Origin of the sequence: Halochromatium glycolicum, from assembly GCF_016584085.1 — a bacterium.
Taxonomy (GTDB): Bacteria; Pseudomonadota; Gammaproteobacteria; order Chromatiales; family Chromatiaceae; genus Lamprobacter; species Lamprobacter glycolicus.
Genome location: NZ_NRSJ01000022.1, coordinates 15,051 through 33,190, shown reverse-complemented (window position 1 = coordinate 33,190; position 18,140 = coordinate 15,051). Strand labels below are relative to the sequence as shown.

15 protein-coding genes are annotated in these 18,140 nt (G+C 65.9%); 6 read left to right on the top strand and 9 right to left on the bottom strand.

Going from position 1 to position 18,140, the window contains the following annotated elements; all coding sequences use genetic code 11:
• Positions 1-26: 26 nt before the first annotated feature.
• The 6 genes from menA to CKO40_RS13000 all read right to left on the bottom strand — a co-directional run bounded on the left by menA (position 27) and on the right by CKO40_RS13000 (position 7,690).
• On the bottom strand, positions 27-941 hold the full coding sequence (gene menA / locus CKO40_RS13025) for a 1,4-dihydroxy-2-naphthoate octaprenyltransferase (RefSeq protein WP_200346656.1): 915 nt from the start codon (positions 939-941) through the stop codon (positions 27-29).
• A gap of 334 nt (positions 942-1,275) precedes the next feature.
• Positions 1,276-2,124, bottom strand: a complete 849-nt coding sequence (gene menB / locus CKO40_RS13020) for a 1,4-dihydroxy-2-naphthoyl-CoA synthase (RefSeq protein ID WP_200346655.1) — start codon at positions 2,122-2,124, stop codon at positions 1,276-1,278.
• Positions 2,125-2,594: 470 nt separating this feature from the next.
• On the bottom strand, positions 2,595-4,598 hold the full coding sequence (gene menD, locus CKO40_RS13015) for a 2-succinyl-5-enolpyruvyl-6-hydroxy-3-cyclohexene-1-carboxylic-acid synthase (protein WP_338074170.1): 2,004 nt from the start codon (positions 4,596-4,598) through the stop codon (positions 2,595-2,597).
• The gene (locus CKO40_RS13010) at positions 4,595-5,980 is read right to left on the bottom strand and encodes an isochorismate synthase (protein ID WP_200346653.1); all 1,386 of its coding nucleotides are present in this window, start codon (positions 5,978-5,980) and stop codon (positions 4,595-4,597) included. Before CKO40_RS13010 ends, menD begins: the two co-directional genes overlap by 4 nt.
• Before the next feature lie 130 nt (positions 5,981-6,110).
• The gene (locus CKO40_RS13005) at positions 6,111-7,058 is read right to left on the bottom strand and encodes an alpha/beta fold hydrolase (protein WP_200346652.1); all 948 of its coding nucleotides are present in this window, start codon (positions 7,056-7,058) and stop codon (positions 6,111-6,113) included.
• 5 nt (positions 7,059-7,063) lie between these two features.
• Positions 7,064-7,690, bottom strand: coding sequence for an SOUL family heme-binding protein (locus tag CKO40_RS13000; protein WP_242477015.1), 627 nt, complete (start codon positions 7,688-7,690; stop codon positions 7,064-7,066).
• Positions 7,691-8,114: 424 nt separating this feature from the next.
• On the opposite strand from CKO40_RS13000, the gene CKO40_RS12995 reads away from it, so the two are divergent.
• From CKO40_RS12995 to CKO40_RS12970, 6 genes are all read left to right on the top strand, one after another.
• Positions 8,115-8,768 carry a c-type cytochrome gene (locus CKO40_RS12995; RefSeq protein WP_200346651.1) on the top strand — a complete coding sequence of 218 codons (654 nt, stop codon included), beginning with the start codon at positions 8,115-8,117 and terminating at the stop codon, positions 8,766-8,768.
• 14 nt (positions 8,769-8,782) lie between these two features.
• The gene (locus tag CKO40_RS12990; RefSeq protein WP_200346650.1) at positions 8,783-9,847 is read left to right on the top strand and encodes a glycosyltransferase family 4 protein; all 1,065 of its coding nucleotides are present in this window, start codon (positions 8,783-8,785) and stop codon (positions 9,845-9,847) included.
• Positions 9,840-10,739, top strand: coding sequence for a class I SAM-dependent methyltransferase (locus tag CKO40_RS12985; protein WP_200346649.1), 900 nt, complete (start codon positions 9,840-9,842; stop codon positions 10,737-10,739). The genes CKO40_RS12990 and CKO40_RS12985 overlap by 8 nt, the downstream gene beginning before the upstream one ends.
• 539 nt (positions 10,740-11,278) lie before the next feature.
• Positions 11,279-11,998 (top strand): response regulator, encoded by a 720-nt coding sequence (locus tag CKO40_RS12980; protein WP_200346648.1) that lies wholly within the window; start codon positions 11,279-11,281, stop codon positions 11,996-11,998.
• 27 nt (positions 11,999-12,025) lie between these two features.
• Positions 12,026-13,354, top strand: a complete 1,329-nt coding sequence (locus CKO40_RS12975) for an ATP-binding protein (protein ID WP_200346647.1) — start codon at positions 12,026-12,028, stop codon at positions 13,352-13,354.
• 216 nt (positions 13,355-13,570) lie between these two features.
• Positions 13,571-14,035, top strand: coding sequence for a peroxiredoxin (locus CKO40_RS12970; protein ID WP_200346646.1), 465 nt, complete (start codon positions 13,571-13,573; stop codon positions 14,033-14,035).
• A gap of 93 nt (positions 14,036-14,128) precedes the next feature.
• On the opposite strand, the gene CKO40_RS12965 is transcribed toward CKO40_RS12970, so the two are convergent.
• The 3 genes from CKO40_RS12965 to CKO40_RS12955 all read right to left on the bottom strand — a co-directional run bounded on the left by CKO40_RS12965 (position 14,129) and on the right by CKO40_RS12955 (position 17,699).
• Positions 14,129-15,031: a COG3904 family protein gene (locus CKO40_RS12965; RefSeq protein WP_242477014.1), complete on the bottom strand. Its 903-nt coding sequence runs from the start codon at positions 15,029-15,031 to the stop codon at positions 14,129-14,131.
• Between the two features lies 1 nt (position 15,032).
• The gene (gene hisF, locus CKO40_RS12960; protein WP_200346645.1) at positions 15,033-16,628 is read right to left on the bottom strand and encodes an imidazole glycerol phosphate synthase subunit HisF; all 1,596 of its coding nucleotides are present in this window, start codon (positions 16,626-16,628) and stop codon (positions 15,033-15,035) included.
• An 87-nt stretch (positions 16,629-16,715) separates the two neighbouring features.
• On the bottom strand, positions 16,716-17,699 hold the full coding sequence (locus tag CKO40_RS12955; protein ID WP_200346644.1) for a MerR family transcriptional regulator: 984 nt from the start codon (positions 17,697-17,699) through the stop codon (positions 16,716-16,718).
• Between the last annotated feature and the right edge of the window lie 441 nt (positions 17,700-18,140).

Sequence of the window (18,140 nt, the reverse complement as noted above, 5' to 3'; positions counted from 1 at the left end):
GCTGGCCGGCCCATTGCTAGGGCGTCCTAGGCCCCGAGCAGCAGCCCGGCCCCGAGCAATAGCACCAAGGCGAGCTGGTATTGCCCAGTCTGAGCCAGCAGCTGGTTCAGCGCCCGCCCCTCAAGCTGCCACAGGCGCCTGATCAGAACCAGCGCCAGCGGCAGCGCGAGCAGCAGTAGCCAGCCCTGCATTGGCAAGCCGCCGAGCAGCAGCAATGGGATCGGCAGCAGCAGGAGTGCCGCGTAGAGCACCCGCGCCGCTGGCCGGCCGAGCAGATGACAGAGCGTGCGCCGCCCGGCCGCGCGATCGGTCTCGAAATCTCGATAGTTGTTCAGCAGCAGCACCGCCGCCGCCGGGAGGCCGAGCGCGATCCCGAGCGTAATCGCCTGCACCGACAATGTCAGGGTCTGGAGGTAGTAGGTGCCGCCGACCGCGCTGATCCCGAAGAAGACCAGCACATAGAGCTCGCCGTAGGGGCGATAGGCAATCGGACGCGGCCCGCTGGTATAGGCATAGCCGGCGGCGATCGCAGCGACGCCGAGGAGAAAGATCGGCAAGCCGCCGCGCAGCACCAACAGCAGCCCAAGCAGGAAGCTGGTCAGGAACACCAGATGTGCGGCGCGCTTGACCTCTGCCGCCGTGAACCAGCCCTGAGCGGCCGCCCGCGGCGGACCCAGTCGATCGGGCGTATCGGTGCCACGCTCGAAATCGGCCGCATCATTGTAGAGATTGGTACCGACCTGGATACCGGCCGCAGCGATCAGGGTCGCCAGCGCAGTGAAGAACGCGAGCTGTCCGCTCTGGGCTACTGCCAGGAATAGGCCGCCCAACACCGGCGAGACGGCCAACGGCAGGGTCCGCGGGCGTGCGGCCTCGACCCAGCGCCGCAACGGCCCAAGCGTCTCATCGGCATCGGCGGGTTGCTCTGATTGGAGGTTCATCGGACTCTATCTCGGCCTGCGTCGTTCGGCTTTGCTCAGGGGTTGCTCGGCAGGGCGGGGGGATGTCAGCGCATCCGGGTCAAACCAGCCTTATCGCCGTTCCGCCTGATCGCCGGACTGAAAACGCCGGAACAGTCAGCACCAATCGGCTCAGCCTGTCCGGGAACCAGGGCGGGCGACTATAACAGGCCGCAGTAAAGCAATCGAAGTCAGCGGCTTGCTCAGACCTAGAGGCCCTATCAAAACGGCCGCTTGACCCGCGCAAACCCCTGATCTATCTGGCTACAGGAGGCACTTTGTTAGGGCGTCTTAGGCGGACGTCATACCCGGGCATCTAGGAATGGCGCCGAAACGGGCCGAAATCGGGAGCGCGCTTCTCGAGAAAGGCATCGCGGCCTTCCTGGGCCTCGGCGGTCGTGTAGAACAGCCCGGTCGCATTGCCGGCCAGCTCCTGGATTCCGGCGAGCCCGTCGCTATCTGCATTGAAGGCGGCCTTGAGCAGACGCAGGGCCGTTGGCGAGTGCCTCAGCATCTGTCGGCACCAGTCGACCGTCGTCGCCTCCAGCTCCGCGAGCGGCACCACGGTGTTGACGAGCCCCATCGCCAGTGCCTCTTGGGCGTCGTACTGGCGGCACAGGAACCAGATCTCCTTGGCCCGTTTCAGACCGATGGTACGCGCCATCTGCCCGGCCCCGAAGCCCGCATCGAAGCTGCCGACCTTGGGTCCGGTCTGACCGAAGCGGGCATTCTCGGCGGCGATGCTCAGATCGCAGATCAGGTGCAGCACATGACCGCCGCCGATCGCGTACCCGGCGACCATCGCGACCACCGGCTTCGGCAAGGTTCGGATCTGACGCTGCAGCTCGAGCACATTGAGATGCTCAGCACCCGCAGTGTCCCGATAACCGGCATCACCGCGGATGCGCTGATCGCCGCCGGAGCAGAATGCCAGCTCGCCGGCGCCGGTCAAGATGATCACGCCGATCTGGGGGTCCAGATGGGCACGGCGGAACGCGTCACTGAGCTCGAGCACGGTCTCCGGCCGGAACGCATTGCGTACCTCGGGCCGGTTGATCGTGATCTTGGCGATACCCTCGGCTCGGTGCATCAGGATGTCCTGATAGCCGGGCTCGGTCACCGGCTCCCAGGCGATCGGCTTGGGCGGCTGTTGGTCTTCGGTCATGATCAGTCTTGTTCTCTTGTCGATTTCCACTGCTGCGCCAGTGCAGAACGCCAGCGCGCCGGGCACTCGAGCCCACCTTCATCGGTCTCGTTGATCATCCGGCCCCGTATCGCCCTGAACAGCGCAGGCACCTAGTAGACCGTTCCAGCTTATCTTGCCACTCTGTGCCGACCGCGAGCTAAGGCGATTTCTGTCAAAGCTCATACCGCCTTGCTGGTCTTTTCGCTCGCCTTCTTCGTCGCGCCGCCGGTCACATAGCCCGGCTATGCTCCCGGCGACGCTCCTCGAAGGCAACCGAACATCCTGCGCAATTCGGTACGAGCTTTTCCGGCAATCGCCTAACGCCTTTGGCACTGGGTTCCGGCATCCTGCTGGAACGACGGCAAAATAAGGTGGAACGCGGTACTAGCCTGATTCTCGGCTCTCGGCTCTCGGCTCTGACCACAAGGCTGCGCTGGTGTGCCGGGGAGTCAATCGCTCAGGGTCGAGGTCCGGGCCAGACGCTCCCAGAGCCCAAGATGGGTCCGCCGACTGATCTCCGGATCGACCCACACCTCGATCACCGCAGGGCCGAGCCCGATATCGGCCAGCGCCTGCTCGAGGCCTACCACATCGCCAACCTGCCTGTGCTGCAGACCGGCAAGGGCAGCCACCGCCCCGATCGAGACCCGCTGCGGCGTCTGCCACAGACGCTCGAAGTCGGGCAGACCGTTTTGCGGCAGATAGTCGAAGATATGGCCGCCGTCATTATTCAGCACCAGCAGCGGCCGGTCGAGCCGTGCCGCCAGCAGCAGCCCGCTCAGATCGTGGCAAAAGGACAGGTCTCCAGTCAGCCCCCAACAATGCAGCCCGGCAGCACTGAGCCCGGCCAAGGTCGACAGATAGCCATCGATCCCGCTGGCGCCGCGGTTCCCGAGCAGTGCAACCTGAGCGTCGCCGCCGCGCCACCAGGTATCGAGTTGGCGAATCGGCATCGAGTTGCCGCAGAACAGGGCCTCGCCGGTTGGAATCAGTCGGCGCAGTACGTGCACCACCTGGCCTTCGGTCAGCGGCGCCAGCCCAGCCGGACCGTCCTCCGACGCAGCGTCGAGCTCGGCCGCGACCAGCCCCCAAGCGCGCTGCTCGGCCGAGCGCCAGCACTCGAGCCATTCCTGATCCGCTGCAACCAACTGCTGCGCAACCAGTGCCTCGCAGACCGCCGCGGCGGGCAGCTCGAGTCGGCTCAGCGCGTCGTGCCCCGGGTCGGACCAGCGCCCGGCCGGATCGGCGAGGATCGCCGGCACCCCCTCGAGCCATCGACCGAGCACCTTCGACACCGGCGCCCGGCCGATCCGCAGCACCCAGTCCGGCCGCAGCGCCTGCGCCGCGCTCGAGTTGCGCAGGATCGCATCATAGGCGCTCACGCGCGCATCCGAGCCGGGACCTGTGCGCAATCCCGAGAGCGGATCGACCAAGACCGGCAGCGCCAGCACATCGGCGCAGCGCCAGAGCGCAGGCGCCAACGCCTGTTGCAGTGGAAGCCGATCAGCTTGCGCGCTGACGGGAGTCCGCTGCTCGGCGCCGGGCCCGCAGACGATCAGCCCGCGCCCTTTAGGCCAGCCGGAGAGCTTAGCCCGAACGCTGAGCGCTGCGGGCCGAGCCTCACTATCACTTGTGGGTTCGAGCCCAGGCGCTGTCGAGCCTTGGCTGAACGCCGTCCGCGGCGGGCTGGCCAGCGTTCCCGGTGACGTTGACGACACCGTCGGCTCGGGACTTGAGCTCGGCAGCGCGTGCCCCGGTATCACAACCGTGGCATTGCAGTCCTGCCCAGGAACCAATGGCTCATCGAACGGCAGGTTGATGTGCACCGGCCCGGCGTGCCGGCCCTGGCTGACCTCAGCCGCACGCCGGCCAAGCGCGCGCTGCGCCTTGAGGGCGGCGGCTGCCTGCGACTGCGAGGGCCCGGGTGCGTCGGACTGGACGGCTTCGTGCTGGGACGCGGCGGACCGGGAGGGGCAGGGCTGCGGCGGGCCGGGATCATGGAACTCACGTACGAAGGCGCCGAACAGCCGCGTTTGATCGATGGTCTGGTTGGCGCCCCAGCCATGCAGCCGCGGCGGCCGATCGGCCGAGAGCAGCAACAACGGCAGACCGGATTCTGATGCCTCGATCACCGCCGGATACCAGTGCGCCGGCGCGCTGCCGGAGGTCGCAAGCAGCGCCACCGGCTGCAGACTGGCACGAGCGAGACCGAGCGCGAAGAAGCCTGCGCTGCGCTCATCGAGCACCGGCGTCAGCACCAGATGGCCCGCCTGCTCCAAGCGCTGCGCGGCGATCACGACTGGGGTCGAACGCGCCCCCGGCGACAGCACCAGCTGGCTGATTCCGGCCGCGACCATGCCTTCGAGCAGCGCCAACGACCAGCGCAGATTGCAACAGCCGAGGTCCTCGGCGAAGCCGGCGGCGGCGCTCGATGTCTGGGCCGGCGCGCTCACGCGTACTGCAGCGCGGACAGCATCGCGCTGAGCTTGGCCTCGGTCTCCTCCCATTCGGTGCCGGGATCAGAGCCCGCGACGATCCCGGCACCAGCATAGAGCTCGGCGCGCTGACCGCAGAGCCGGGCGCAGCGCAGTAGGACCCAGAGTTCCCCGCTGAGGTCCGGCTCGAGCGTACCAGCAGCACCGGTATACCAGCCGCGCTGGAAGGGCTCGCCCGCCTGCAGCCAACCGCTCGCGCTATGGCGGGGCTGACCGTTGGTCGCCGGGGTCGGATGCAGCCGCGCGGCCAGCTCGAAGAGATCCACCGCCTCGTCGGCCTGGGCCCGAATCGGGCTCCATAGGTGCTGGGCATTACTCAACTGCATCAGCTGCGGCTGTTCCGGTGCCTCAATCCGGGCGCAGCAGGGCTGCAAGGCTTCGCGGATCGCATCGATGACGAACTGATGCTCACGCAGGTTCTTGTCCGAGGTGCAGAGGGCCTCGGCCAGCGCCGTATCGGCATCGACATCCTGGTCACGGCCAGCGGTGCCGGCGATCGCGTCGACCTCGATGGCCCGGCCATGCTGGCTCAGCAGCCGTTCCGGCGTGGCGGCGACGAAGGTCGACCCGTTGCGGCGTAGACTCACGATCTGACAGGACGGGAACAGGCAGCTCAAGGCCCCCAGCAGCCGGTTGACATCGAAGCAGCGGGTGCCGGTGACGTCGATCCGGCGCGAGAGCACGACCTTCTGCAGCGCACCTTGGTGGATCTGAGCGAGCGCAGCCTTCACCAGCTCGGCCCAACCGGCACGGTCCGGCTCGGCGAACTCCCGCCGCAGGTCGGCAGGCATCCGCGGACCATCGACCGGTTGGTAGAAGGACGGGATCAACTCATCGAGCAACCCGCTCCAGCGCTGCAGCAGCGCCGAGGCCTGCGCCGGACGACGCGTCGAGAGCACCAAGACGGCACTGCCGCCACTCGAGCGAATCCCGACCTCGGGCACCCAGAACAGCGCGTTCGGCAGATGGTCCTCGATCATCGGCGCTGCATCAACGGTGGCCGCGAAGCCCAACATCGCAAAGGCATCGAAGCCGGTCTCGTCCGGATCGACACGTTCCCAGACCGCTCGCAGTCCGCGCGCAGACTCGGCCAACTGCTCGAGCCTCGCCGGACCCCCGGCGCTCCACTCGGCGGCAATACCGTAACCGGCTCGCAGATCGTCACGGTGCACATGCCGGAAGTGAAAATGCGGACCCACTCGCTGCGGCAGCGAGGTCGGCACACGCGGCAGCCCCAACAGCAACGAGACCATCCCGTCCTCGCCGTTCAGAGGCAGTCTGCCGATGCCTTCGGCGAGGGATACCTTCAACTGGTCGAGCACTTGCAGCGGAGCGAGCACGTTAGAACCTTGGCTGAATCCAAGCGAAGCCCAGGCGTCGAGCTTGGCCGCCGCCAAGCCGACGCCGGCGCGCTACAGCGGCAAGGGATTCGAATTGGATGACCGCCGTGTCACCGCCGAGCCCGATGGGTCAATCACGTTGCGACCAGAATTCATCGAGCGCAGCGACAACGCCCTCCGGGCGCTCCCATTGGGGGATACCAAGCGTCGGCGCGACGCGAACGGCCTTCCAGTTTGGGTGGGTCGAGAGGAAATCCGGCAGCAGCTCAAAGCCGACATTGGCATCGCGATCGTAAAGCACCAGTACCGGGAGCCCGAGTTTGGCGTAAAGGGTCTCGGTCGCCTGGCGGGTAAACAGCTGCCCGGCCAGGAAATAGTACGGCGCATGCCGCGCACCGGGCTGGTGCGAGGTCGCATAGGCGTAATCGACCATCGCCTCGGGTGGCTCGCCGACATAGCTCCGGCGCAGGAAGTAGCGAATGCTCGGCCGTTTGGTCAACAGCTCGTAGAGACCCTGGCCGAGACCGGGCAAGGTGAAGAAGCCATGCATGGCCCGACCAACGCCGCCGGAGGGCAGCTTGCGATCGCTGAAGCCCGTCGGCGACAGCAGCGCCAAGCTCAGAAAGCGCTCACTCGCCGCGAGCGCTGCCCGTGCAGCAAACTCGCTGCTCAGCGAAAACGCGATCACATCGGCCGGAGCCTGCACCACATTGGTCAAGAAGGCATTGATCGCGTTCGCATAGAGTTCCGGAGAGTAGGGGCGATCGCTGCGGTCCGAAAAGCCGAATCCCGGCAGTTCTGGCACATAGACACGGCGGCTGGCGCAGTAGTGGTCGTAGAGTGGTTTCATCTCGAACGCGCTGGGCGCTGCATTGATGCTGTGCAGCAACACCAGCGGTCGGCCATCCTCCGGCCCGCCGACGTAGTAGCTGATCTCTTTCAGATGCGTGGTCGCAAAGCTGTCGCGCGTGGCATCAAGTGCCTCGGGCAGCTCCACCTGCCGGCGCAACGGCGCAGAAGCGGCCGAGGCAAGCGGATCGAGGCGGAGACCAAAACGCGCTCCCGTGACTACGGACATGGGATTCACCTATCGAGTGGCGGAACTTCGTCGGACGGAGAGTCGTCGGCAACCTCGACCAAGACCTCATTCCGGCGTAAAAACCCGGGTACGAAAGGGGCATTGTACCGCGCGAACACCGGCGCGCCGATAACCCGGAGCCCATCGTCCTCGAGCGCCTGCAGCAGCGCGGCCTCGTGCTCGCGGTAGCGTTCCTCGCTCCAGCCGCCACGATAGCGGAGCGCAGCGACGAGGCGCTCGGGCATCGTCTGCAGCAAGACCCGCTCGTCGGCCGGGGCCGGCAGATAGGATAGCGGATACTCCGTCGGCATCACGAACTGCACCAGCCACGAGCTCGACGCATCGTCCTCGGCTCGGAACTGGTTCACAGGGGCCATCATCGGCAGATTGCGGTTACCGCGATTGCCGCGCTGGATGTAGTCCACGAGGCGCTCGAAGGCGTTCTCGGTTGCGCCGTCGAAGTCGCCGGCGACCCGTGTCTGCGCGACATTGAACGGCTCATAGCGCCGCAGTTCGTAACCGTCACCCTTGGCGACGACCTCAAAATCGGGCTCGGGCAGTGACAACAGGGCAGCCCCGATCAGCACGAGCGGGATCAAGGCGGCGATCGCAATCAATGCTTTGCGTTTCATATCGGGCAAACGGCGGGGGCTGTCAACACGCGACCGCCGATTCAAGCATGGTCGCCCACTCATTGCGTTGTCCGTCGTCAAGGATCGCCGGCGCCATTCACGACGGCTCGGCACCCAGCAGAGAAGCCCATCGGAGTATCGAGTCCGCGTTCGTGAAACCCGGCGGATCGATCCTCGCCCCGGGACTCACGCACGGCGACAGCCTTGGGAACCCTAACAGAATGCCCTGTATCGGCTCAGAAATCAGCAGCTTGTTCAGCCTGGCAGGTGTATTGATGAGGCGACACCATAAGCTAACGCCTCTCGGCCGAATCCAGAGTCGATCGGGCCATCTGCCCTAGTTCAATGGCCCCGGCGACCTTATCATCAGCAGGCGCGATCATCCCGAATCAGACTGTTTCACGCTAGCGATCAGGCCGCACCGATGTCCCATTCAAGCTTCTCCATCCCAACCCTTGCCCGCTGCTGCATTCTGGCATTGCTGCTGACCGGCCCCTTACCAGGCCCTACTGCAGCACAGCAGCAAGAAGGGGTCACCGGGGAAGCGATCTACCGCTACTGCGAGAGCTGCCATGGTGACAGGGGTGCCGGTGGCGAATCCGGCAAATATCCGCGCATCGCAGGTCTTCCGGTTGGCTACATCGATAAGCAGCTGCATGATTTCAAGGCCCAGCGCCGTGTCAACAAGCCGATGATCCCGATCTTCAAGCACCATCGTTTCGACGAGACGGTGATCGACAAGGTCTCTGCGCATATCGCCGCGATGCCCCCGCCGCAACTCGCGCTCTGGCCCTATGAGCCGAGTCGTGACGCGATCGAGACCTACGGTTCAAAGCAGGCACTGGCAGCCGCCGGGGCTGAGCGCTATCAGGCCGACTGCGCCAGCTGTCACGGCGACGAAGGCGGCGGCGGCAGCGCCCCCCCGCTGATCGATCAGTATCCCGCCTATCTGAGCAAGCAGATCCGCGACTTCGGCGCTGGGCGGCGAACACATCCCGCAGCCGATCAATGCGGCTCGCTTGATGCAGCGCAGACCGAGGCGCTCCTCGATCATCTGGTCGAGCTCGGCAAGGATTGAGCCGAGCGGACCGATTGGAGGGATGCGTCATTCCTGTCCGACGCCTGCGGGTCCTGGTCCCGGGGGACCTCGGCGCCCGCACCGGCGGCTACCGCTATGACCGGCGGCTGATCAGGGGCCTATGCGAGCTCGGTTGGACGGTCCGCGTCACCCGCCTCGACGACAGTTTTCCCGTACCGACTGCCGACGCACTGACCGAGGCCGCGACCCGGCTTGCCGAGCTCGACCCCGGAGAGCTGGTGCTGATCGACGGACTCGCGCTTGGCGTGATGCCGGAGCTCGTCGCGGCCCACCGTGAGCGCCTGCGCATCCTCGCGCTGGTGCACCACCCGCTTGCAGACGAGGCCGGTCTCACACCCGAGCGCGCCGCAGCGCTGCGCGCGAGTGAGCAGGCCGCACTCGCCTCTGTGCATCGGATCGTCGTCACCAGCGCGGCCACCGCCCGCCGCCTCACCGCGATGGGTCAGGATGCAGACCGCATCGACGTCATCGAGCCGGGCACCGATCCCGCATCGCTCGCGGCCCGCACTGGCCTCCCGCCGCTGCAGCTGCTTTGCGTCGGGACGCTGATCCCGCGAAAAGGCCACCGCTTCTTGATCGAGGCCCTCGCGCGACTGAGAGATGAGCGCTGGCACCTGACGATCGTTGGCAGCCTCGCCCGTGACCCCGAGACCGCCGCGCGAACTCGGGTACTGATCGACAGCCTGGGGCTACACGAACGGATCACCCTGGCCGGTGAGCTCAACGACACGGCGCTCGAACAGGCGTACCAGGAGGCCGATCTGTTCGTGCTGCCGAGCCTCTATGAAGGCTACGGGATGGCCTTTGCCGAGGCCCTGGCACGCGGTCTGCCCATCCTCGGCAGCGGTGCCGGCGCGGTCCATGAAACGGTTCCACCTCAGGCCGGTCTGCTCGTGGAGCCCGGATCGAGCGAAGCGCTGACCGCTGCGCTGCGCGAACTGCTTCATGACCGCGAACGGCTTACGGGGCTCGCTGCCGGCGCCGAGCAGGCGCGGAAACGACTTCCGGATTGGCCGAGCTGTATCCGGCGCTGGAGCGCGTTACTCGAGCATGTCTGAGTTCAGTCTGAACTGGCTGCAGCTGCGCGAGGAGGCCGACCACCGCGCACGAGCCGACAGTTTGCTCCAAGCGCTGCAAAGACCTGCTCTGGCAACGTCCTGCGCTCAGCGTCCGCTGCAGATACTCGATCTCGGGGCCGGCACGGGCGCCAATCTGCGCTATCTCGCGCCGAAGCTTGGCAGCGGACAGCAATGGCGGTGCCTCGACCACGACCCCATCCTCCTCGACGGGTTGTTGCGTCTCACCCGGGACTGGGCCAGCGCTCGGGGTTACCAAGTGGATGTCAAAGCCGGCAGCCTCCTGCTCGCCGGCCCGGCCTGGGACGCACAAGTACAGGTGGGGCAGGCCGATCTTGCCGCTGGCCTCAGGGCGCAGCAGCTACCAAGCGGCGGCCTGGTCACGGCCTCGGCGTTGTTGGATCTCGTCTCCGAGCCCTGGCTGTGCGCAGTCGTTGAGCGCTGCAAAGGTGCCAGCTGTTCGCTGCTGTTTGCGCTAAGCTACGATGGCCGGGTGCGGCTCGCGCCTGCACAGCCGATGGACCAAGAAGTGATTGCGCTGGTCAACCAGCATCAGCGTCGCGATAAGGGATTCGGACCAGCGTTGGGGCCAAGCGCTTCTGCCGCGGCACAGCGATTGGCACTGGCGGCGGGTTATCAGGTGCAAACAGCGCCGAGCGCCTGGTCTCTGGAGGCTGATGAGGCGCCGCTGCAGCAGGCGCTGCTCGAGGGATGGGTTGACGCCGCCTGCGAGGTCGACCCGACGGCGACTTCGCGACTGCAGGCCTGGTGTGCAGCGCGGCAGGCCGAGGCCGCAGCAGGGGGGCTGAAGATCGCGCTAGCCCATCGCGACCTGATCGCTGTATCGCCGGATCAGTCTCCCGAACCAGGGTGACAGGTCGCCCGAACAGGACGCAGCTCGCCAAAAAAGAGACCGCCGCGACAGGGTGTGCTTCCGTCGGGGCGGCCCAAAGAGGCTTGCTGCCCAGAACCGGTTCGATGAGTGGTTATCAATCCTGCGGCACGGCTGCTACGGGCTGCTCGGCTTGGAGAGAACGCTGCTTGAGAGAAGGCGCCTTGGAAGCAGACCGGTCATTCTGCGAGACCAGGCCGACCAAGAATCCGCCACTCACCACTGCAACGAGCAAACCGCCAATCGTCAACGCATCGAAACACATACAACTACCTCCGTTTCGTGCATCCAGTCGGAAAGGTTCGCTGGGTAGTTCGCTGGGTAGTTCGCTGGGTAACCGGCGGCCGCTCCCCAAGTGGGGTAGCGGTGAGCGGTACCAGCGAGCGGGAGCGGAAAATCGATTTCCCCAGCGCTCAACCTTCAGTATCGCCGCAGCAACCGTGCTGGGTATTTCAGCATATACTTATGCGGTGACAATTTGTAACGATGGGACCTGACGACAGAACGCACAGGCACTGGCCATGGCTACCGACGCTGTGAGCACGAAGACCCAAGTCCTCGTGGTCGACGACGACGCCTCGCTTCGCGAGCTTTTGCAGGATTATCTGCAACGGGAGGGCTTCAATGTCACCGGTGTCGCTGAAGGCAATGCGATGTTCGAGTGGCTGGATCAGAACGAAGCCGACATCATCATCCTCGACCTGATGCTCCCTGGTGATGACGGGCTCACGCTGGCGCGGCGATTGCGGCAGAAGATGTCGATCCCGATCATCATGCTCTCGGCCCGCGGGGACGAGATCGACCGGATCATCGGCCTTGAGGTCGGTGCGGACGATTACCTCGCCAAGCCCTTCAATCCGCGTGAGCTATTGGCCCGCATCCGGGCGGTGCTGCGCCGCCCGGCGCACCGCGAAGACAACAGCTCGGCCGATCAGATCAGCTTCGGCCCCTATCGCCTGGAGCTCGCGAGCCGCCGCCTGCTGCGTGATGGCGACAACGTCGCGCTCACCGGCAGCGAGTTCGATCTGCTGCGCATCTTCGCCGAGCATCCGAACCGCGTGCTGGATCGCGACCGGCTCTTGGACCTGCTCAAGGGCTACGAGCGCAACCCCTTCGACCGCAGCATCGATGTGCAGGTCGCACGACTGCGCGCGAAGATCGAGCCCCACAAAAAAGAGCCCTGCTATGTCCGCACCGTCTGGGGGCGCGGTTACATCTTCACGCCTGCCGGCGAGGTCTAGCGCCTGGAGATCGGCGCCTGGGCTCGCATGCGCTTTCGCCCCGCCTCGCTCTTTGCCCGGGTACTGCTGACGTTGGTGCTCAGCTTCGGCGCTTTCGCACTGATCACCTTCGGCTCGGCGCTCTACTACGTACTCTACCCGGTCGTACAGCGCTCGACCGCGGACCTGGCCGCGTTCATGGAGCTCTCGGCGCGCACGCTGGTGCTGCTACCCAAGCCAGCCCGGCAGGATTACCAAGACAAGCTGCTCGAGGAATATCAGGTGCGGCTGCTGCCCGGTTCAGACCCGCCGCAAGGCCTCGATGACTACTTCTATCCATATGTGTTCCGACTGAGCCAGGCGCTGAGCCAGCGCCTGGACAGGCCAGTGCGCATGCAGAGCAACCTGATCGAGGGTCGACGTTGGTTCTGGGTCAACCTCGAGACGAACCAGGACACCGTCTGGGCCGGTATCCCGCGCGATCGTATCGGCACCCGGCCGCTGATCGGCGTGCTGGTGATCTCGGCGCTGGCCGTATTACTGGTCGTGCTGACCGCTGCCATCCTTGCGCGCCGGGTCACGGCACCGCTGACGCGGCTCGCACGCGCGGCCGAGGAGGTCGCCAAAGGCCGCTCGCCCGAGCCCCTGCCCGAAAACGGACCGCGCGAGCTCGCCGACCTCGCGCGCCAGTTCAACGAGACCAGCCAGCAGGTTCGAGAACTGCTCGCCGACCGCACAGTGCTGCTCGCCGGCATCTCGCACGACCTTCGCACGCCATTGACGCGCCTGCGGCTAGCGCTCGAGATGCTCCCGGACGAGGCCGATCCACACTTGACTGCCCGCATGCGCCGCGACATCGACGAGATGAGCACCCAGATCGGTCAAGCCGTCGAGCTCGGCGGCACCCTCGGTGCCGGCGAGCGCCAACGGGAAGATATCGCCGAACTGGTCAGCGAGGTCGTCGGCAACCGGCCTCGAATCGCCTGGCGGCCGCTCGGGCGCTGCATCCACTCCATTAATGCCTCCGCGCTGCGCCGCATCCTCGGCAACCTGATCGAAAACGCGTTGCGCTACAGCAACGGATCGGTCGAGGTCCGCCTCGACTGCCGGCACGAGACACCCTCGCTATTCGTACTGGACCAGGGACCGGGCATCCCCGAGAGCGAGCGCAATGCCGTGTTTCGTCCCTTCTACCGTCTCGAGCATTCCCGCAACCGCTCAACCGGCGGCTCCGGCCTCGGGCTCGCAGTCGCCCGTCAGCTCGCCGTTGCCAACGAGATGGAGATCGAGCTCGGCGACCGCGAAGGCGGCGGCCTGATTGCCCGAATCCGCCTCCCAAACGCACGGGCCGGAGATGACACCAAGGTCGTCCATTGAGCGGTTGTCAGGGACTCAACGGTTGACGCCTTCCCCCAGGCCACCTAGATTCCGCGGAGATCGACCGCGGAGCTCGACCACCGCCCCCGGCCGCCGCACCCCAACCGCCGCGGATATCGCCAACCGTCGCATCAAACTCGAAACGGCAAGTGGCCGCTGCGCAAACGGGCAATCGAAAACGCCCCCAGAAGGTGTCCGCCAGAGGAGAGACCTGCAATGCTGCAAATGGGCGACCAAGCGCCAGAATTCTCGCTGCCCGATGCAGACATGGAACGCGTCCACAGCGCCGATCTGCTGCGCCAGGGCAAGATCGTGCTCTGTTTCTACCCAAAGGACGACACGCCGGGCTGCACCATGGAGGCTCTCGAATTCAGCGACCTGCAACCCGAGTTCGAGGCCTGCGGCGCGACGCTCGTCGGCATCAGCCGCGACACTTGCGCCAGTCACGGCGCGTTCCGCGACAAGTACGGCCTGGCCATGCGTCTACTCGCCGATACCGACGGGGATGCCTGCCAAGCCTATGGCGTGTTGAGGGAGAAAGAGAAGAACGGCGAGCGCCGTATCGGCATCCAACGCAGCACCTTTATCATCGGCCAGGACGGTATCATCCGTCACGCGCTCTACGATGTGACGCCGAAGGGCCATGCGCAGCATGTGCTCGAGCTCGTGCGCGCTGATTAACAGGCACTGAGAAGCCCTGACAGCATACTCCTTACGGCCATCGAAATCAGAGGCCCGTATAGGCTGGATCAGTATTCTGACAGGGCCTCGTAGCTAGAATCCGGGCACGACCTTGGTCGCGAGCCCGGTCTCGAGCGCCTCGCCGAGCGAGATCCAGTACATCTTATTGTTGGGCACGGCCGCAGCGGCCAGCGCAACGCTCTCATCGATGCCCATCTCGCGCAGGTAGAGTGCGGCGCTGACCACCGAGAGTTGCCCACCCTCATGGCTGCTCAGATGCGCCGGCACCCTGCTCTGGTGGATGCCGAGCCGTGCGTTCGCGGTCACATAACGCTCGATGCCGCCGGCCAGCACGTCGACGCAGGCCGAAGTACAGATCCGGTTGACCCCAACCGGGATACCGTTCTCGCGCAGCCAGCGGCCGAGCTGGCGTGCTTCATAGAGCGAGCCGCCAGGGCTGTTGATCACCAGCCCGACCGCCCGCTCGGCACGCAGCCGCTCGATCACACGCTCAGCGAAGCCGTCGCTGATCTCACCGTCGACCACCAGCCAGGTCTTATCGACGCTGCCATCGGGATCGAACCGCACCAGACCGGGCGTCGTGCCGGTCAGAGCGGCAAGCTGCGTGCAGGCGTTTTGGGCTCGGCGGCGAAGCCGTGCGCCCTCGTCCGGTCGAGCGGCGACGGCGCGCGTGAGGTCGTTTGCGCGCCGGATCATGCGCTCGACGCCGAAGCCGTATTGGTCGAGCGCGGCGATGACCACCGCATCGGTCGCCGCCCGGTCCTCACTTTGCATCACCCGCAGCAGGTGACAGGCGGCGATCTCGGTGAGCAGCTCATCACGCTCGAGGCCAGCCGGCAGCGCCTTGTGGCCGAGCGGCAGCTGTGCACAGCCGATCAACAGCAGCGTGCCGAGCAGCACGGCGCCGAACCGCCGCCCGCATCCCCCGCTGCGGACCCGAGGTGCGATATCGAAGCGGCCGTCTCGACTGGGCATCTCAGTCACGCACGGGAATGCCGTCGTCCCGAAGCCGTGCCTTGACCGAGGCAATCGGCACCTCGCGGCGGTGGAAGATCCCGGCTGCGAGTGCGGCCTCAGCACCGGCGGACTGAAACACCTGCGTGAAATGCTCGGGGCTGCCCGCACCGCTGGAGGCGATCACCGGGATACCGACCGCTGCCCGCACTGCAGCGACGAGCTCCAGATCGAAGCCGCTGCCGGTGCCGTCGCGGTCGATCGAGTTCAGCAGGATCTCGCCGGCTCCAAGCTGCTCGCAGACCCGCGCCAGCTCGATCGCATCGACGTCCCGGCCCTCGCGTCCGCCCTTGACGGTGCACTGGAACCAGCAGAAGCGCTCACCGTTCGGCCCCGGCAGCGCGGTCTCGATCGTCGTGCGCTCGGTGGCGTCCGGCGAGTCGACGTAGACCCGCCGCGGGTCGACCGAGATCACCACCGCCTGATTGCCGTAGACGGTCGCGATCTGCTCGATCGCGCTGCTGCCGTCGCCGCCGCTAGCGCGGAAGGCCTCGACGATCGCGACGGCCTCTGAGCCGATCGAGACCTTGTCAGCACCGGAGCGGAAGTATTCCCCGGCGACATCGAGCGCGCTATACCCGTGGCCGTCGGCATCGGTGAAGGCCCGGATGCCGCCGCCGATCGTCAGCGGGACGAAGACGTTCTCGGAGGTGCGCCGCAGCACCTCGAGCATCGGCTGATCGGCCAACGGGAAGTCCCGAAACGCCGTAATGTTCAGGAAGGTGATCTCATCGGCGCCCTCGTCGTAGTAGCGTCCTGCCAACTCGACCGGCTTGCCGAGATTGCGCACTGCACCACCAGGCTCGCGCACGTCGTATTGATCGCCCTTGGTCACGACCAGATCCCCGGCATCATTGCTGCGCACATCGAGACAGGCGATCACCCGGCGAGCCAACTGTGTCGGCCCCGACGTCCCTTGCTCGGCCGCCGATTCCCGCTCCGGCTGCAGGGCCTCCCCACTGAGGAAACGCCGCAGCACCTCAAGACCGTCTTGACCACTCTTCTCGGGATGGAACTGGACGGCCGCAACCCGGCCGCGCTGCACAGCGCTGACGAACGAAGCGCCATAGTCGGTCTCGGCGAGCACCCAGCCCGCATTCTCGGCGGTCGATTCGGCGTAGAAGGAATGGACGAAATAGAACCGCTGCGCATCCAGACCGGTCAGCAGCGGACCGGGGCGCTGCAATCGCAGGCCGTTCCAGCCCATGTGCGGCACCGCAAGCGCCGACTCGGGAAAGCGCCGCACCTGCCCTGGGATCAGACCGAGGCCGGCAATCCCGGGCGACTCCTCACTGGCCTCAAAGAGCGTCTGCAGCCCCAGACAGATCCCGAGGAAGGGTCGGTCTGCAGCCAGATATTCCTTCAGAGGCTCGGTATAGCCGAGGGCGTCGAGTCGCTGCATCGCGGCGCCGAACGCACCGACGCCGGGGAAGATCAGGTACTCGGCATCGAGGATGTCGCGCGGGCGCCGGATATCGATGAGCTCGAAACCGAGTTTGGCGATGGCATTCCGGACACTGCGCACGTTGCCGGCGCCATAGTCGAGGAGGGAGATCATGAGCGGTGGGACAGCCTGGACGATCGATCGAAACAGAAGTTTAGCAGCACCCTCGCCGAGATCGCCCGCGAGGGCAACCGCGCCCGCTCAGATATCGATCCCCTCGGCCTCGACGACGCGGGCAAGCGCAGCCTCCATCGTGGCGCGGGCGCGCGCAGTGGCCGCATGGAGGAAGGCATGCAGGGCAGCATCCTCGGCGTTGCGGCTCTCGCACTCGCGGCTGTACTGCTCGAAGGCGACGAGGCTCGAGACGAGCTGCACCAGATGATGCGGGCACTCGCAGCGAACGGTCGGGGACGCGGTCGCGATCCGCGCCAGCATCGCGCTGTCATAGAGCCGCCGCGGGATCGGGGATGAGAGATCGATATCCGCGAGCAGGGTCTCGGCGGCCGGCCGCTGCTCGGCCCCATGCAGCGCGGCGCACCAGCGCGCGAGCTCGGCTGCATCGACCGGCGCGCGCTTGGCCGTGATCCGTTGCGCCTCCAGCCGCTCGACCGCGCCCCTGGATGCGAATCCATAGACTACTAGCCCCTGCGATGCACCAGACTCGGTCAGCAGATCGCTGATCTGCGCGATCCGATCAAGCTGAATGGTCGGTCGCTCCAGTACCAGTAGGTCGATCTTGAGCTCGGCGGCCGCGTCGCGGAAGCGGCGCTCATCGTCGAATGCCCCGACCAGCTCGATGCCGTGATTCTCGGCACTGAGCGGTTCACCGCCTCTAGCCAGTAGCGTGGGCAGCGTCGGCCCGAGCACCGCGATTCGGCAGGGTTGTCGCTCGGTCTCGTTGCTCGGCGCCACCTGCAGCCCCTGTGAGCGCTCGCGCAGTTGCGCCAGCGTCAACGGTGCGACGTGGCTTATCGCATCGCCGTTGTCGACCAGCCGCTTGATCAGGGTCAGTCGCCCGACGTCTTCGGCGGAGTAGAGCCGAGTTCCGGCCTCGGACCGGATGGGTTCGACGACGGCATAGCGGCGCTCCCACACACGTAGGGTATCGGGCGGAATTCCGGTGAGGCGCGCGACGGCGCCGATCCGGTAGGTCTGACAGGTGAACGGCTGCTCAGATTCTGACAAGATCACACCCTCGATGAACAGATTTTGTTCATATAAAAATTGGATTTCCCCATTGACAAAGCCGAATTATCGGCCTAGATTCAGTTCAAATCCTAGTCAATATCGATGCTCAGCAATCGCATCGCGGGCGGCAGGGCCCCAAAAGAGGCACACTGCTCCGCTAGATAATGGTGACAGTATCAGGTACGACCAAGTTTTGTTCAGGCAGAACCTGACAACACCCCGTAACCGGCGGGGAGGAGACGCACGATGCTCGTGACTTCGCAGAGGCTGATCGCAGTCCGCCGAGCCCTGCCGGCCCTAATCACCGGCCTGGTCCTCTGGTCCCCATCCGGAACGACCGGCGCGGGCCAGCCAGGGTGCTCAGGCGATGCCCTTTACTCCCATCTCGCATCAGGGGTTCAGGCATCCAGTCTTGACTTACTAGCCGCTGCCCGCCAG

Coding starts and splice junctions, on each gene's coding strand:
- CKO40_RS12975 (WP_200346647.1), top strand. CDS start 12,026: ATGCGCTTTCGCCCCGCCTCGCTCTTTGCCCGGGTACTGCTGACGTTG.
- CKO40_RS13005 (WP_200346652.1), bottom strand. CDS start 7,058: ATGTCCGTAGTCACGGGAGCGCGTTTTGGTCTCCGCCTCGATCCGCTT.
- menB (WP_200346655.1), bottom strand. CDS start 2,124: ATGACCGAAGACCAACAGCCGCCCAAGCCGATCGCCTGGGAGCCGGTG.
- CKO40_RS12970 (WP_200346646.1), top strand. CDS start 13,571: ATGCTGCAAATGGGCGACCAAGCGCCAGAATTCTCGCTGCCCGATGCA.
- CKO40_RS12965 (WP_242477014.1), bottom strand. CDS start 15,031: ATGCCCAGTCGAGACGGCCGCTTCGATATCGCACCTCGGGTCCGCAGC.
- menA (WP_200346656.1), bottom strand. CDS start 941: ATGAACCTCCAATCAGAGCAACCCGCCGATGCCGATGAGACGCTTGGG.
- CKO40_RS12980 (WP_200346648.1), top strand. CDS start 11,279: ATGGCTACCGACGCTGTGAGCACGAAGACCCAAGTCCTCGTGGTCGAC.
- hisF (WP_200346645.1), bottom strand. CDS start 16,628: ATGATCTCCCTCCTCGACTATGGCGCCGGCAACGTGCGCAGTGTCCGG.
- CKO40_RS12985 (WP_200346649.1), top strand. CDS start 9,840: ATGTCTGAGTTCAGTCTGAACTGGCTGCAGCTGCGCGAGGAGGCCGAC.
- CKO40_RS13000 (WP_242477015.1), bottom strand. CDS start 7,690: ATGAAACGCAAAGCATTGATTGCGATCGCCGCCTTGATCCCGCTCGTG.
- CKO40_RS12995 (WP_200346651.1), top strand. CDS start 8,115: ATGTCCCATTCAAGCTTCTCCATCCCAACCCTTGCCCGCTGCTGCATT.